This window comes from Virgisporangium aliadipatigenens, from assembly GCF_016863615.1.
GTDB classification, from domain to species: domain Bacteria; phylum Actinomycetota; class Actinomycetes; order Mycobacteriales; family Micromonosporaceae; genus Virgisporangium; species Virgisporangium aliadipatigenens.
The window spans coordinates 78917-92235 of record NZ_BOPF01000007.1 but is presented as its reverse complement, the minus strand read 5'-3'; the positions used below and the strand labels follow the sequence as shown (position 1 = coordinate 92235).

Here is a 13319-nt window from a genome sequence, read left to right as displayed (position 1 = left end):
GCGACGCGCGGGCCCGGGCCGGTGGCGTCCGGTGAGCGGCCGCCACGACTGGTTCCGGAACACGTCGTGGGACCCCGGGACGGCGGCCGGGTTCGAGGCGAGACTGCGGCGGGCCCGCCCGGTGAACCGGCCGCAGTACCTTCGCGTCCAGGCCACCCACCTGCTCGACGCCGGGGACGCGGCGACCCGGGAGGCCGGGCTGGCCCTGCTGCGCCGGGTGCTGGCGGAGTACCCGACGGATTTCGAGGCGAAGCCCGCCTCGGAGCAGCTGGGTGCCGGCCTGGCCCGGCAGGGGCGGCTCGCGGAGGCGGAGACCGTACTGCGCGACACCCTCCGGCTGTGCGCGGCGAGCCCCACCGGCCGTTCCGGCACCTCCGGCGTGCCCGAACTGCGCCTGGCGGAGGTCGTCCTGGCCGGCGGTGACCGTTCGCGGCTCGACGAGGTGGCCCAGCTCCTGCGCACGGCCGAGGCCGACGTCCAGCGGCTGCGTCCCGTCCGCGACGTCACCTACCGGTTCCTGCTGGCCTCGGCCCGGCTCGCCCACCGCCGGGGCGATCCCGCCGCCGGCGACCTGGCGCACCGGGCGCTTGCGGTGGCCGCCGACGCCGGCCGCGACCGCGATGCGGTGGGTCGGGTGCGCGCGTCGGACGAGGAGATCGCCGAGCTGACCGGGATCCGCGACACGCCATAACCTGGGGGCGGACACGCGGAGGTGAGGGTGGGCGGGAAGGCGGCGATGCTCGTACACGCCGACGATGCCGTGGTGCCGGTGCTGGCGCGCACGACGTCGACGGATGCCGGCGCGGCGGCCGCGCTGGTGCGGCGGTTGTGGCCCGGGCACGACGTCGAGCCGGACGGCGAGGAGCCGTGGGAGCTGGCCGACGCGATCTACCCGCCGCCGGGAACCACCTGTGCGTTGGCGGTGCCCGGCCTGGCCGTCGTGTGCGATCGACGGGTCGCGGTCGACCGGCCGTCGACGCTTCCCGCGCATCTCCTGGCCGGGGCCGGAGCGCGGGTGCTCCACCTCGCGATGCACAGCGTCGTCGACGGGTTGGCGTTCGCGGTGTGGGAGTCCGGGCGGCTGGTGCGCTCGCTGAGCCTGGCGCCCGGCTTCGGGATCATCGAGGACGTCGGCGAACGCCTGCCGTTCGAGGCCGGATACTGGGACGGCGCGTACCCGGCCGGCGACGAGGGCTACCCGTTGCCGTTCCATCCGCTGCGGCTCGGCGAACGGGCGATGGGCGAGTTCTTCGGGTTCTACGCCGAAGGCGCCATGGCCGGCGACGACGCGCCGGACGAGCGGGTCGACCCGTTCGCGGTGGAACTGCACGGTTTCCGGCTGCGGGAACGCCGTTGAGTCGGCGATGAGCGAGGCGACGGCATCGGGCCGCAGCACTAACCCGGCGGCGTACGCCACGTCTTTGTGGCGGGGTCCCAGGAGAGCCTGACGCGCCGGCGTCCGGTGAGGTCCCTGATCGTCGGCTCCAACCCGACCAGCGCCTGCAACGCCTCGTCCGTCTCGTCGGTGCGCAGATGCAGCTTGAGGTCGTGTGCGGGGTCCTCGACGACGACCAGGGCGCTTTCCGCCGGGCGGCCTCCCGCCGACCGCGCCGCGAGCTTCGCCAGCAGTGCGCGAACTCCGGAGTAGGTGCTTTCGGCCGCCTTCGCGGCGAGGGCCTGCACGAACGGCAGCACCGCCGCCGTGATCACGACGCTGGTCACCACCGTGGACAGGTCGGGTGCGGCGCCGACGGCCGTGCCGCGGTCCCAGCTGTCCTGGCGCTGCCGCTCGGCCAGCCTGCGCTGCCGTTCGTGCCCGGCGTCCGCGCCGCGACCGCGCCGTTCGAGAAAGGCGACCAGTTCGTCGCTGCCGTAGTCGCCGGTGCGGCGCAGCCACATCTCGGCCTCGTCGAAGTGACCCCGGCGTTCGAGCAGGTCGGCCAGTCGCAGTTGAGCGAACAACGCGCCGGCCTCCGCGGCCCGCCGGTACCAGTGTTCGGCGTCGGCCGGGCTGCCGTGCCGCGCCTCGAAGCCACCCGCCCAGATCATCGACCACAGGTCGCCGGTCGCGACGGCGTGGCGCAACCAGCGCCGGGCCTCGTCGACCCGGCCGTCGTCGGCCAGCGTGTCCGCGATCTTCATGAGGTCGTGCGTCGGTGCGAACCCGAGCCGGCCGTACCAGTGCTCCGCCTCGTCGTGGTGGCCGCTCAGTGCCAACTGTCGCACCACCTCCCGAACGGCCGCCGAGTCGCCCGCCTCGGCCAGGCGGGGCATCATCCGTTCCCAGTAGGCGACCGCCTCGCTGCGCTCCCCGCGGCGCAGCATGCCGTGCCAGATGTACTCGAACGCGGGCCGGTCGCCGCTGTCGGCCGCGCGCTGCAGCCACCGCTGCTGTTCGTCGGGTCGGTGCTGTGCCCCCGCCAGGTGGCCCAGGTGCCGCATGGCCGTGGCCTGACCGGCGTCGGCGGCCCGCAGCAGCCAGTGCGTTCCCTCCTCGATCCGCTCCCGAACGGGCGGCAGCGCGCCCAGTTCGTCGACCAGCGCAAGATCACCGATGAGTGACACACCCAGCTCGACCATCGCGCCCACATCACCGTTGTCGGCGGCGGATCGCAGCAACGACTCGTCCGTCATCGGCCCTCCTCGGATCCATCACCATCATCGCGGTTCGACGGAACGGTGGCACGGATGGTCGCCGCACGGGCCACCTCCAAGGAGGTAGCGAGCCGGCTGTTCATCAGCAACCGCACGGTCGACGCCCACCTGCGCGACATCTTCCGCAAGCTCGGGGTCACCTCGCGCGCCGAGCCGGAGAACCATCCCGGACCCGTCGCCCCGGACCGGGCCCGTCGGAGTGAACGGCGGCACTAAGCGCAGCTCGCCTTTCCGGCCTTCTCGAAGGCCGCGCGCGACACCACGCGGCCGCGGCGGTAATCCCTGGCGGTCAGCACCCGATCGGACGCGAGGCCGCGCACCTGCTCCGCCGAGAACTCCACGGGAAGCGCCTGGCGAAAGCTCAACCCGCCGGCGGAGTATCGCCCGTCCGGCCGCAGTCCGGTCAGTGCCGCGTCGTCGACCCGCCATCCCGCCGGCGGTTGGAACAGCGGCAGCTCCACCAACTGACGTTCCACCGAATCGCTCGTGGAAACCACCCACCTGGCCGCGGGGGCCGACGAGGCCGCGGACGACGAGCGCTCGTACACCGACACCACGGAGAACGAGTCGCAGGCGACGAGCAGCACGACGGGCTCCCCCGCCACGCTCGTCAGCCCGACGATCGGCTTCGCCGGCGGCGAACATCCGACCAGCCCGAACCCGGCGAGCACCAACAGCACGACGGCGAACCTGCGCATCGCCCCAGGATGGACGCGCCGGGACACAGCGGCCTCGCCGTCGGGTCACAACGGCGCGTCGAACCTCCGGCGCACGGCCGCGCAGCGCCGCCGGCCGCCCCGGGCGGCTGGCACCCTGGAGGGATGGAGTCGGTCTGGGACTATCCGCGCCCGCCCCGGTTGGAACGCACCGCGTCCCGGGTGACGGTCGTGCACGCGGGACGGACGATCGCTGACAGCGACCGCTGTTGGCGGGTCCTGGAGACCTCGCACCCACCGGTCTACTACGTGCCCCGCGACGACATCGCCGACGGCGTGCTGGAACCGGGCACCGGCCGCTCATTCTGCGAGTTCAAGGGTGTCGCCGGCTACTGGGACGTCGTCGTGGACGGCACCCGCGTGCACCGGGCGGGCTGGTCCTACGAACACCCCGCCCCGGCCTACGCGGAGATCGCCGGGGCGGTCGCCTTCTATCCCGGTCGGGTCGACGAGTGCCGGGTCGCCGGCGAACGGGTCCGGGCTCAGGAGGGGGACTTCTACGGGGGCTGGATCACCGCCGACATCACCGGCCCGTTCAAGGGAGGCCCCGGCACCGCGGGCTGGTGAACGGTCAGGCTCCGTCGGCGGGCGACGCTCACGTGTCGTAGAGCCCGTCCCACGGTGGATCGAACCCGAGATCGTCGGGCAGGAACTCGGCGTGGTCCTGCCCGTCGTAAACCTCCGACCGGTCGACGAGTCCGAAGAGGTGCCCGTCGACCTCCACCTGGAACAGCTTGACGGCGATGTCGCCGAAGGTGTGACCGGGCAGGGCGTCGAGCCATTCGCCGAGACGCTCCTCCGCCCGCTTGACCGAGGCCGACTCCTCCTCGCTCGTCCCGGCGAACCAGATCCGCGATCCCGTGTGAACGCCCTGCGCGTCGAAGCGGTGCAGGACCGCGTACCAGCGTTTGTACCGCGGCCAGTCCGGTCGACTGCCCGACCCGTCCTCGAGGGTCGCGGTCACCGAGCCGAAGAACTGTCCCCCGTCGTAGCTGCCGATGGTGTCGGTGCGGTAGCCGGGCTCGTGCGCGATCGGGACGCGGTCAGGAATCGCCATGAGCGGCACGGTAACGAAGGGGTATGACAAGAGCCGCGCTCAGTGCGCCCTGCCGGCGAGCCGGCGCTCCTCCTCGGCCGTCCGTTCCCGCTGGATCGCCACCCGCGGCGGCACCAGTTCCTGCCGCTCCGCGGCCGGGGTGAACGGGAACCTCGGCACGTCGAGCGCCTGCAGCACGGCACGTTCGACGAGCGAGTGGTCGTTCGGATCGCTGCGGTCGAACCGCATCGGCTCCGCCAGGGTCAGCGGCGGGTTCGTGATGATCCGGGGCAGCCGGAGCACGTTCTGCGACTTGGCGTGCAGCACGTACGGGTGCAGCAGGTAGACGTCGCCGACCTCGCCGGTGGCCTCGACGAACTCGCGGCACGAGGCGGCCAGGTCGGGGAAGGAGAAGACCGGTGCGTCGTCCACGCCCGGCGGCTGCGGGAAGGGGTAGGCCCCCTCGGGGTGCGCGGCGAGGAACCGGGCGACCGGGCCGACCGAGTCGGCCGCGACGAACGTCGCACCGCCCTGGTGCCGCACGTCCGACCAGAGCACGAGGGTCAGCAGACCCTGTTCGGGCGAGTCGAGATAGTGCCGGAAGAAGTCGCCGTCCTTGTGCCAACCGGGCGACGCCGGCGAAGCGGGCGCCCACGGCTCGTCGGCGCCCTGCCACAGGTTGACGATGAACCCGTCGCTCCAGGCGTACGGCTTCTCGGTGCTGATCCGCTCCGCGCCGCCGACCAGGTCGCAGACCGCACCCCACGCCTTCGGGGCGAACTCGCGCACGTCGAGCTTGCGCCGACCGGCCAGGTGGACCACCGGCTCCGCCCAGGTCGACGGGTCGTCGGCCACAAACCCCAGCCGGTCCCAGACCGGTCGGGTGAACTCCCGCGCCGCCGCGCGCGAGAAGCATCCCCGCACCGCGACGAAGCCCTGGTCCAAGAACTGATCGACGTCACTGTCCGAGAGCACCTGGTATCGAGACATCGTCATCGCCTCCTGCGTGCGGGATCGCAAGCCTACCTAGGTCGGCGGGCCGAACCGATCCTGATCCGGTCCTACGCGTCCGGCCGCCGCCAGCCGGCGTACGCGCCGTCGTGCTCGTGGGCAGGTGCAGGAAGTAGGTTGTCGGGAGCGGGGACGGCGTGCAGGGTCCGCCGTGACGGGCGAAGGCGTCGTGCAGGCGTCGGACGACATCGAACACGGTGACGGCCACGGCGCCGGCGGTGGCGCCCCGGGCGACGATCCGTTGCGCGGCAAGGCGTTGCGTGAGGTCGTCGACCAGTTCCGGGGGACGAGCCGTCCCGCGAAGTACCCGGCTACCACCACGCCGGCCATCGCGACGACCTCGGCGTTTGCGGCATAGAACTGCGGCGACGTGCCCGCCGTCCCGCGAGCATCACACACCCCCGTCACCCCGAGGCGCGAACGCGCGGATCGGGACCGGGCCGGACGGCGGCTACAGCACGGCGGTGTGCCGCGCCGGCGCCGGCTGGAAGGCCCACTCGACGGTGACGGTCACGGCCAGTCGCAGCCGACCCGGTTCGATCGGCAGCGGTGCACCGGCCCCGACCTTGAGGTCCTGCCCGCCCGTTCGCATGTGGTCGGCGATCACCTCGCTCACCGTGACGACGCGACCGAGCGGCCTGCCCGCCTCGCGGGCGTACGTCTCGGCCTTCGTTCTGGCGTCGGCGAAGGCGTTGCGACGCGCCCGGGTGAGCAGCGCGGCGTCGTCCTCGATCGCGAACGAGACCCCGTTGAGCCGTGCGGCGTCTCCGCCCGCCGCGATGGTCTCGGACATGAGCGAGCCGGCCCGGGGCAGGTCGCGGATCGTCGCGGCGAGTCCCTGATTGACGGTGTAGCCGGTGACGGTTCCGTCGTCGTCGCGTTGGGGACCGATGCCGACGTGCGACGTCTGGAGGTCGGCGGCGGCGAGCCCGGCCCGCCGCAGCGTGTCGCGCATCCGGGCGGCGGCGGTGTTGGCCAGGTTCAGGGCCTCGTCGACGGTGGGCGCGCCGGTCTCCACGGCGAAGTCGGCGGTGAGGGTGTCGGGCTCGCCGTAGACCTCGCCCGTGCCGGTCACCAGCACGCTTTCCAAAGGCTTTTCGGCGGAACGGGGATTCGCCGCGGCGGCCGCCGGACCGCCGGGGAGCGACGCCGAGAGCACGGCGAGGACTGTCAGCGCGATGAGCGCGGGCGTGGTGGCGCGCGAACGGAACACTTTTACTATTTAAGACCTTTTGCCGCTGTCTGGGGCGAGGATGCAAATATGACCGATGCTGTGAGCAACGCCTGGCGCCGGATCGCCGGCTGGCTCACCGTTCACGCGCCGGGCACCGCCGCACAGGTACGCGGGCCGGCGGATCCCGAGGAGATCGACGCGCTCGAACGGGATGTCGGCGTACCGCTTCCCGCCGAGCTGCGCGCCTGGTGGCTGCTCACCGACGGGTTCGCCCCGGGGGTGCTGCACGCACTGATCCCGTGGATCCACGTACCGCTGCCGGTGACGAAAGCGCGCGCGGAACGGCGCTGGTTGGTCCGGCTGTCGGCGGGGACCCCGCGCTACGCCGACGTCGACGACTCCGCGGCGGGCACGTTCAGCCAGCGCTATCAGCACACCTTCGTGCCGATCTCCACGGACAACTGCGGTCAGGTGAACTTCGTCGATCTGCGCGTGGGGCCGGCACACGGCTGCGTCAGCGAGTGGGACCACGAGGAGGGTTTCCTGCAGCCGCCGACCTGGACGGGTGTCACCGACATGCTGACCGACATCGCCGACGCGCTGGAGTTCGGCCGGCCGGCGATGGTCGAGTTCGCCGAACGGCTCCGGGCCGCCGGTTCGGCCAGCGATCCCCGGGCCTGGGCCGGCGTGCTCCCCGACGGCGAACTGGAGTGGAACGACAGCCCATAGGCGTCAGCGGGCCACGTCCATCAGGTGGTGCTCCACCTCGTGCACGGTGTGCCTGCCGAGCCACAGGATCGTGCGCGTCTGCGCGGCCGGCCACGGATAGATCCCGGTGCGTTCCCACTGCGCGGGGCCGAGGGCGTCGAAGACCCGCGCCAGCTCGTGTGCGGCTCCGGTCAGTTCCGTCAGGACGGCCTGCGGGTCCTGGGCGTTGTAGGCGTCGGCGACGACCCGCTCCTCCCGACCCATCGGCACGAACTCAGGATTGTCGACCCGCAGCGCGAGCGCCACCCGTTCCCCCTGAACATACAGGACATCGCGGACGTGGCAGGTGTACTCCAACGGCGACCAGACCGACGGCGCCGGACGGCGGCGCGGGTCGACGACCGCGGCGAGGGCGGCGGCGAAGCGCGGACCCGCCGCCTCCAGCCGGCCCCGCAGGTCCTCCGCCGACACGGCGGTGTAGTCGAAGCCGCACTCGTCACACCGGTCCACGTCGCACAGATTAGAGCCTCCGCGCGGGAGGATCACCCTATGTACGTGGTGCGCGTGGCGGCCGTCCGCTGGGTCGACGAGGAGTGGCCGGGGTGGGTCGAGGTGTTGCTGACGGAGTCGGACGGCTCCGTGGTGTCCATTGTGGACAAGGTGCCCGTGCTGGACGGCGACGGCCGGCTGACGCCGGGCGGGTCACTGCCGGTCGGGCTGGAGCTTCCCTGTGACGTGCTGGAGCGGCGCGCCGACGGCGGCGCCGTGATCCGGTTGAGGTCCGATGTGGAGGACCGGGACGGGCGGACGACGTTCACCGTCGACGGGCGCTCCCTGTCGGAGGCCTCCTAATTCTTCAGGACACCGACCGCAAGCGTTGCGCATTTGCCGGACCGTTGATGTGGCCGGTGGTGATCCGGCTGGCGAGTTCTTCGAGGCGTTCCCGGGTGATGTTGTCGTCGGGCTGGTAGACGAGTACGCGGGTGTGCGGATTCTCCTGGAGCAGCATGGTGATCGGGCGTAGTGCGAGCCTGCCGACGTGCCGGGACAGGACGCGCTTGGGTTCCTGGGAGTCGGTGGCCACGTCGGCCCGGCCCCAAAGACGCGCGAACAGCGGTGAGTCGGCCCGGAGGCGGGCCAGCAGTGGCTTCCAGGCTGGATCGGTCACCGACTCGCCCTGGCTTGCGCGGAGTGCGGCCACGATCGTGGCGCACTCCTGCTCATGGTCGGTGTGCCCGGCGATCCAGTCGGGGTGGGTGAAGTTCAGGTAGGCGCAGTTCCGGTCCGACTCGGGTATCGACTCAAGGTCGTCGATCATGAACCGGAACGGTGCGTTGTAGGCAACCGGCTCGAACCAGGGTGCCAGCACGACCGCCGGATACGGAGCGAGTTGGTCCAGCAACCCCTGCAGCAGGCCGTCGGACCTCTCATAGGCAGGTACCTGTTCGGCGCCGGGATGCCCGCCGAGCAGTAGCAGATGACGGCGCTCGTCTCTCGACAGCCGCAGGGCGTCGGCGATGCCGCGGAGGACCTCGATGCTCGGCTGGACATCGCGTCCCTGCTCCAGCCACGTGTACCAGGTGCAGCCGACGTTGGCCAGAACCGCCACCTCCTCGCGGCGCAGTCCTTTGACCCGCCGTCTGCCGCGACCGCCGGGCAGGCCCACGTCCTCCGGCGAGAGGCGATCGCGCCGCGCGCGCAGGTATGCGCCAAGTTCGCGCGATCGAACGTTTGCCATGCCGATCACGATCTCACGTACCGGGCGAGTCGAGGCTGGTGGTCCGGCCACCATCATCGGGAGACTCTGGGCACTCGCGGAAGGGGCCGACAGAGTCGACCGCGACATCTCGTACTCCCGCGAAGGGCCCAAGCCATGATCAAGATGATTCTCGCGCTCAAGCGTGCCAAGCACATGACCCACGACGAGTTCGTCGACTACCAGAGGATCGTGCACCGGCCGCTGCTGATGTCGATCCCGGAAACGGAGCAGTACCTCCGCCGGTTCGTCGTGTCCTATCCGGTGCAGGCGGCCCAGTCCCCCGGCTCGGAGTTCGACTCGATCGTCGAGGCGTGGTTCGACGATATGGCCGGCCTCGAAGCCCTCTTCTTCAGCGACAATTTCCTGAAGATCGTCGACCCGGACCACCGGAACTTCGTCGACCCCACCTCGGTTCAGCAGATGGTCTGCACGGAAGACGTCGTGATCGATCGGACTGATGCGCCAGCAGGAGATCTGTTCTGAGCTGCTGTGACGGTGTGGTTTGTCCGTGGCACGCTTCAGCCGGCCCGAGCCCCGCCGCCGGGTCCGCGTTACGGCTTGCGGCCGACCGCGCAGTACGCGTCGAGGGCCGGCGGCGTCGAACCGGGCTGCGGGCGCCACTGCGAGATCGGCACCACGCCGGGCTCGAGCAGTTCGAGGCCCTCGAAATAGCCGCCGATCTGCTCGGGCGTGCGCAGGTTGTAGGGGTGGCCGCTCCGGCTGGCGACCCGCTGGCTCTCCACGCTCTGCGTGCTGGTGCTCGTGCCGTCGCTGACCACCAGGTAGCTGCCCGAGGGGACGGCGGCGAGCAGCTTGCCGACGATCGCGCGGGCCTCTACGTAGTCGGCGACGTTGCCCAGGATGCCGATCATGGTCAGGGCCACCGGCCTGCTGAAGTCGAGGGTGGCGGCGGCCTCGCTCAGGATCCGTTCGGGATCCTGCACGTCGGAGTCGACGTACGCGGTCCGGCCCTCGGGGGAACTGGTCAGCAGCGCGCGGGCGTGCGCCAGCACCAGCGGATCGTTGTCGACGTAGACGATCCGCGACTCGGGTGCCACCCGCTGCGCCACCTCGTGGGTGTTGTCGGCCGTCGGGAGCCCGGTGCCGATGTCGAGGAACTGCCGGATGCCCACCTCACCGGCGATGAGCGTGACCGCCTGGATCAGGAACTTCCGCTGTGCCAGGGCGATCGCCGCGATACCCGGGTTGGCCGTGCGCAGCGCGTCACCCAGTTCCCGGTCGACGGCGAAGTTGTCCTTGCCGCCCAGCAGGTAGTTCCACACCCGGGCACTGCTCGGCCGGGTTACGTCGACGGTGGGATCGGACATCAGGAATCCTCTTCGATGAGGCGGCCGTGAGAGAACGATCGTAGGCAATGCCGCGCGGCCGCCGCGACCGGCACCCGGTCGACGGGGAGTGCGTTCGGCGGCGGAGTCGGCGACCATGGACGGATGGCCGGTCTGCTGCCGCAGCTGAGCCTGGAGCCGGCGCCGGGCTACAAACGGTTCGTCGAACGCCACTTCGAGGCGTTGCGACGCGATGCCCGCCGCCTGACCGGTGACGAGCTGGACGCCGACGCGGTCTACGGCGAGGTGCTGACCGACGTCGCCCTGCGGTGGCAGTGGTTCGAGCTGCTGCGGCGGATACCGCACCGGGCCGACCCGGCCGAACGCTTCGTCGGCGTCGCGCTCGCCCGCCGCGTCGCGCGACGGCGCGTGGAGGTCCCCGCGGAGACATCGCGCGAGATCCGGTTCGAGGTGACGCCGGTGCCCTCGGACGGCCCGGTCGACACGATCACCACCTGGCCGAGCGCCGGCTGGTACCCGGAGGCGTTCGTCATCGACCCGGCGCCGCCGACCCGCACGGCGGCTCCCGCACCGGCCGCGACGAGTGCCGCGGTGCGCATCGCGGCGGTGCGCCCGTTGCCGCCGTCCGGGCCGTCGCCGGGTCTCGACGCCGTGATCGCCTGGCTGAACGCCTACTCGACGTGGGTGCGGTGCCGCCGGATCGCCGCCGCGGCCGTCATCGCGGTCGTCGCGGTGGTGCTGATCAGGTTGCGTGGCCTGGGCGCGTGACGTTCCCATGAAAATATCGGTGCTCGTGAGCGCCGAATCGGCGCAGGTCCGCCCCGCTCACCGGGCTCCGCGGCCGGCGGGCGGCCCGGCCCGGGTCGTCGAGCCGGGCCCGGAGGCGTTCCACGGCCGACAGAACGTCGGCGCGGTTGCGGGCCGACTTCAGCCACGCCGGCAACGTCTCGATCATCGTCATCTCACAGCAGCCCGCGGACGGCCCGCGCTCGCGCAGCCGGGCCGCCACGAACCCCGCCAGCACGTCCAGATGCGCGCGGTTGTACGCCCACAGCCGGTGCCCACGCACGGCGGCGGTGAGCCACAGCGGCTGCCGGAAGAACGGATCGACCGGCAGGCCCCACCAGGACGAACCGGTCCGCGTCGACCACCTCCCGGTGTGCGCGCAGGCGGGACACACCATCCGCCGGGCGCGGGTCGTCGACGGCCGGTCGTCGCCCGGCTCCCCGACCACGCGGGCGTGGGCGCCGCAACGCGGACACACCACGTCGATCGGGTCGGCCGCCAACACGTCCAGCGAGGCGGCCGACGCCGGATCGCGGAAACGTGTCCCCCCGGTGCGCATCTCCCGACCTTATCGGAAAGCCGCCGCCCTAAGATCATGCCGATGGACACCGAGGCCGGCCCGGCGCAGCTGGCGCGTGCGCAGGCGTTGCTCGAGATCGGCCGGTACGACGCGGCCCGCCGCGAGGTCACCGCCCTGCTGGTCGTGGAGCCGCACCACGCCGAGGCGCTGTGCCTGCTGGCGCGCACGCATCAGGGCGAGGACAACCTGCCCGCGATGCGCGACGCGGCCCGCCACGCCGTCGAGGCCGACCCCGAACATCAGGACGGGCACATGCTGCTGGCGTTCGCCCTCGTCGCGCTGGAGGATCCGGCGGCGGCTCTGGCCAGCGCGCTGGAGGCGGTGCGCCTGCAGCCCGACAACTGGCGCGGCCACTCGGCGCTGGCAATGGCCGAACTGGGCCAGGGCCACCCGCGCCGGGCCCTGCGCGCCGCCGCGCACGCCGTCGGTCTGGAGCCGCAGCATCCGGGTCCGCACTTCATCAGGGGTCTGCTGTTCGACCAGATCGGCTTGAAGCGGAAGGCCCGCGCGTCGTACCGGCGGACGCTGGCCCTCGACCCCGGGCACACGGAGGCGATGACCCGGCTGGGCCGCCTCGCCATCGGCGACGCGCGCGTGTCCGAGGCGGCCCGGCTCCTCGGCGCCGCGCTGTCCGAGGCGCCCACCGATCACGACGCCCGCACCCAGTTGGACCGGCTGCTGTTCGGCGTCGGCGGGTGGGCGATGCTGGCCGTCTGGTTCAGCGGCGCGCTCGGCCTCTTCACGGCCTTTCCGTGGATGTGGGCGACCGTGTTCCTGCCGCCCGTGCTCTGGTACGTGTGGGCCGCGCGGACGTGGCGTTCGCTGTCGCCGGGGCTGCGCGGGTACGCCCGGCGGATGCTCCGGGTCGACGTCCGGGCCAGGGTGCGGCTGGTCGGGCTGGCCCTGTGCACGCTGTCCGCCGTGGCGCTCACCGTCTGCGGATCGATGCTCGAACCGGAGGACAGGCCACCGGCGTGGCTGCTGATCCCGACCGTCGCGCACCTGCTGGTGCTGTTCGCGATGGGGATCGCGGTGGCGCTCGTGGACCGTCGGGTGGCCGGACCGCCGCAGGCGGGGCCCCGCCCGGCCGATGCCGTCGCGGCGCCGACCGACATGCTCGCGGAGCACCGTGACGCCTCGTTCGCCGGCCGGTTCGCGTGGCGGATGTTCCGCACGGGCGCGGTGCTCTCCCTCGTGCCGTGGGGGATCAGCATGGATCCGCCGGAGGCCTGGCCGGTCCGGGCCCCGATCGCCGGCGCCGCCCTCGCCGCGCTGGTCGGTTACGGCTGGTGGGTCCGGCGCCGGCTGCTGCGCCGCCCCGGCCCGCCGAACGCGCTGCTCGGGTTGCTGCTGACGCCGTTGGCGCTCGGCATGCTGGTGGAACTGGTGGTCATCCTCGCCGCGGCGGTCCTGCCGACCGCGGCGCTGCCGCTGCCGGACCTGATCGGGGTGCCGGGCTTCATCGCCATCGTCTTCGGCGTGCCGGCCTGGATCGGTGGCCTTCTGTCCGCCGGCGTCACCGGCGTGGGCCGACTGCTGCGCCGCATCGGCCATCGGCGTTCCTCATAAGGGCCACCGCCGATGGCG

The 13319-nt window shown here is 72.2% G+C and carries 19 protein-coding genes; 10 read left to right on the top strand and 9 right to left on the bottom strand.

Annotation, left to right across the window (positions count from 1 at the left end):
* Positions 1-31: 31 nt before the first annotated feature.
* Positions 32-691 (top strand): hypothetical protein, encoded by a 660-nt coding sequence (locus Val02_RS11085; protein WP_203898898.1) that lies wholly within the window; start codon positions 32-34, stop codon positions 689-691.
* 45 nt (positions 692-736) lie between these two features.
* The gene (locus Val02_RS11080) at positions 737-1357 is read left to right on the top strand and encodes a DUF6928 family protein (protein WP_203898897.1); all 621 of its coding nucleotides are present in this window, start codon (positions 737-739) and stop codon (positions 1355-1357) included.
* A 38-nt stretch (positions 1358-1395) separates the two neighbouring features.
* On the opposite strand, the gene Val02_RS11075 is transcribed toward Val02_RS11080, so the two are convergent.
* The gene (locus Val02_RS11075) at positions 1396-2634 is read right to left on the bottom strand and encodes an SEL1-like repeat protein (protein WP_203898896.1); all 1239 of its coding nucleotides are present in this window, start codon (positions 2632-2634) and stop codon (positions 1396-1398) included.
* A gap of 54 nt (positions 2635-2688) precedes the next feature.
* Here Val02_RS11075 and Val02_RS11070 point away from each other — a divergent pair, with 54 nt between their 5' ends.
* The gene (locus Val02_RS11070) at positions 2689-2871 is read left to right on the top strand and encodes a helix-turn-helix domain-containing protein (RefSeq protein ID WP_203898895.1); all 183 of its coding nucleotides are present in this window, start codon (positions 2689-2691) and stop codon (positions 2869-2871) included.
* Here the strand turns inward: Val02_RS11070 and Val02_RS11065 are convergent.
* Positions 2868-3353: a hypothetical protein gene (locus Val02_RS11065; RefSeq protein ID WP_203898894.1), complete on the bottom strand. Its 486-nt coding sequence runs from the start codon at positions 3351-3353 to the stop codon at positions 2868-2870. The two genes, Val02_RS11070 and Val02_RS11065, sit on opposite strands and share 4 nt — an antisense overlap.
* 123 nt (positions 3354-3476) lie before the next feature.
* Between Val02_RS11065 and Val02_RS11060 the strand changes: the two genes are divergently transcribed.
* Complete coding sequence (locus Val02_RS11060) at positions 3477-3938, top strand: DUF427 domain-containing protein (protein ID WP_203898893.1); 462 nt, start codon at positions 3477-3479, stop codon at positions 3936-3938.
* Positions 3939-3966: 28 nt separating this feature from the next.
* Here the strand turns inward: Val02_RS11060 and Val02_RS11055 are convergent, their stop codons facing one another.
* Positions 3967-4428 carry a hypothetical protein gene (locus Val02_RS11055; protein WP_203898892.1) on the bottom strand — a complete coding sequence of 154 codons (462 nt, stop codon included), beginning with the start codon at positions 4426-4428 and terminating at the stop codon, positions 3967-3969.
* A 39-nt stretch (positions 4429-4467) separates the two neighbouring features.
* A complete protein-coding gene (locus Val02_RS11050) occupies positions 4468-5403 on the bottom strand; it encodes a 2OG-Fe(II) oxygenase family protein (RefSeq protein ID WP_203898891.1) in 936 nt (311 codons plus the stop codon).
* Between the two features lie 166 nt (positions 5404-5569).
* Here Val02_RS11050 and Val02_RS11045 point away from each other — a divergent pair, with 166 nt between their 5' ends.
* Entirely contained in the window at positions 5570-5776 is a 207-nt protein-coding gene (locus Val02_RS11045) for a hypothetical protein (protein WP_203898890.1), read from the top strand.
* A 93-nt stretch (positions 5777-5869) separates the two neighbouring features.
* On the opposite strand, the gene Val02_RS11040 is transcribed toward Val02_RS11045, so the two are convergent.
* Complete coding sequence (locus Val02_RS11040) at positions 5870-6631, bottom strand: SIMPL domain-containing protein (protein ID WP_203898889.1); 762 nt, start codon at positions 6629-6631, stop codon at positions 5870-5872.
* Positions 6632-6679: 48 nt separating this feature from the next.
* Between Val02_RS11040 and Val02_RS11035 the strand changes: the two genes are divergently transcribed.
* On the top strand, positions 6680-7321 hold the full coding sequence (locus Val02_RS11035) for an SMI1/KNR4 family protein (RefSeq protein ID WP_203898888.1): 642 nt from the start codon (positions 6680-6682) through the stop codon (positions 7319-7321).
* 3 nt (positions 7322-7324) lie between these two features.
* On the opposite strand, the gene Val02_RS11030 is transcribed toward Val02_RS11035, so the two are convergent.
* Positions 7325-7810 carry a DinB family protein gene (locus Val02_RS11030; RefSeq protein WP_203898887.1) on the bottom strand — a complete coding sequence of 162 codons (486 nt, stop codon included), beginning with the start codon at positions 7808-7810 and terminating at the stop codon, positions 7325-7327.
* 39 nt (positions 7811-7849) lie between these two features.
* Between Val02_RS11030 and Val02_RS11025 the strand changes: the two genes are divergently transcribed.
* Positions 7850-8152 carry a hypothetical protein gene (locus tag Val02_RS11025; protein WP_203898886.1) on the top strand — a complete coding sequence of 101 codons (303 nt, stop codon included), beginning with the start codon at positions 7850-7852 and terminating at the stop codon, positions 8150-8152.
* A gap of 4 nt (positions 8153-8156) precedes the next feature.
* Here the strand turns inward: Val02_RS11025 and Val02_RS11020 are convergent, their stop codons facing one another.
* Positions 8157-9095 carry a helix-turn-helix transcriptional regulator gene (locus Val02_RS11020; RefSeq protein ID WP_203898885.1) on the bottom strand — a complete coding sequence of 313 codons (939 nt, stop codon included), beginning with the start codon at positions 9093-9095 and terminating at the stop codon, positions 8157-8159.
* A gap of 87 nt (positions 9096-9182) precedes the next feature.
* Here Val02_RS11020 and Val02_RS11015 point away from each other — a divergent pair, with 87 nt between their 5' ends.
* Positions 9183-9542: an EthD domain-containing protein gene (locus Val02_RS11015; RefSeq protein ID WP_203898884.1), complete on the top strand. Its 360-nt coding sequence runs from the start codon at positions 9183-9185 to the stop codon at positions 9540-9542.
* Between the two features lie 68 nt (positions 9543-9610).
* On the opposite strand, the gene Val02_RS11010 is transcribed toward Val02_RS11015, so the two are convergent.
* Positions 9611-10387, bottom strand: coding sequence for an SAM-dependent methyltransferase (locus Val02_RS11010; protein ID WP_203898883.1), 777 nt, complete (start codon positions 10385-10387; stop codon positions 9611-9613).
* A 123-nt stretch (positions 10388-10510) separates the two neighbouring features.
* Here Val02_RS11010 and Val02_RS11005 point away from each other — a divergent pair, with 123 nt between their 5' ends.
* Positions 10511-11134, top strand: a complete 624-nt coding sequence (locus Val02_RS11005; protein WP_203898882.1) for a hypothetical protein — start codon at positions 10511-10513, stop codon at positions 11132-11134.
* Here the strand turns inward: Val02_RS11005 and Val02_RS11000 are convergent.
* Complete coding sequence (locus tag Val02_RS11000; protein WP_203898881.1) at positions 11109-11711, bottom strand: hypothetical protein; 603 nt, start codon at positions 11709-11711, stop codon at positions 11109-11111. The genes Val02_RS11005 and Val02_RS11000 overlap by 26 nt on opposite strands.
* A gap of 42 nt (positions 11712-11753) precedes the next feature.
* Between Val02_RS11000 and Val02_RS10995 the strand changes: the two genes are divergently transcribed.
* The gene (locus tag Val02_RS10995) at positions 11754-13301 is read left to right on the top strand and encodes a tetratricopeptide repeat protein (RefSeq protein ID WP_203898880.1); all 1548 of its coding nucleotides are present in this window, start codon (positions 11754-11756) and stop codon (positions 13299-13301) included.
* Positions 13302-13319: the final 18 nt, after the last annotated feature.

Coding starts and splice junctions, on each gene's coding strand:
- Val02_RS11050 (WP_203898891.1), bottom strand. CDS start 5,403: ATGACGATGTCTCGATACCAGGTGCTCTCGGACAGTGACGTCGATCAG.
- Val02_RS11065 (WP_203898894.1), bottom strand. CDS start 3,353: ATGCGCAGGTTCGCCGTCGTGCTGTTGGTGCTCGCCGGGTTCGGGCTG.
- Val02_RS11075 (WP_203898896.1), bottom strand. CDS start 2,634: ATGACGGACGAGTCGTTGCTGCGATCCGCCGCCGACAACGGTGATGTG.
- Val02_RS11025 (WP_203898886.1), top strand. CDS start 7,850: ATGTACGTGGTGCGCGTGGCGGCCGTCCGCTGGGTCGACGAGGAGTGG.
- Val02_RS11015 (WP_203898884.1), top strand. CDS start 9,183: ATGATTCTCGCGCTCAAGCGTGCCAAGCACATGACCCACGACGAGTTC.
- Val02_RS11020 (WP_203898885.1), bottom strand. CDS start 9,095: ATGATGGTGGCCGGACCACCAGCCTCGACTCGCCCGGTACGTGAGATC.
- Val02_RS11000 (WP_203898881.1), bottom strand. CDS start 11,711: ATGCGCACCGGGGGGACACGTTTCCGCGATCCGGCGTCGGCCGCCTCG.
- Val02_RS11010 (WP_203898883.1), bottom strand. CDS start 10,387: ATGTCCGATCCCACCGTCGACGTAACCCGGCCGAGCAGTGCCCGGGTG.
- Val02_RS11070 (WP_203898895.1), top strand. CDS start 2,689: ATGGTCGCCGCACGGGCCACCTCCAAGGAGGTAGCGAGCCGGCTGTTC.
- Val02_RS11055 (WP_203898892.1), bottom strand. CDS start 4,428: ATGGCGATTCCTGACCGCGTCCCGATCGCGCACGAGCCCGGCTACCGC.
- Val02_RS11080 (WP_203898897.1), top strand. CDS start 737: ATGCTCGTACACGCCGACGATGCCGTGGTGCCGGTGCTGGCGCGCACG.
- Val02_RS11035 (WP_203898888.1), top strand. CDS start 6,680: ATGACCGATGCTGTGAGCAACGCCTGGCGCCGGATCGCCGGCTGGCTC.
- Val02_RS11005 (WP_203898882.1), top strand. CDS start 10,511: ATGGCCGGTCTGCTGCCGCAGCTGAGCCTGGAGCCGGCGCCGGGCTAC.
- Val02_RS10995 (WP_203898880.1), top strand. CDS start 11,754: ATGGACACCGAGGCCGGCCCGGCGCAGCTGGCGCGTGCGCAGGCGTTG.
- Val02_RS11060 (WP_203898893.1), top strand. CDS start 3,477: ATGGAGTCGGTCTGGGACTATCCGCGCCCGCCCCGGTTGGAACGCACC.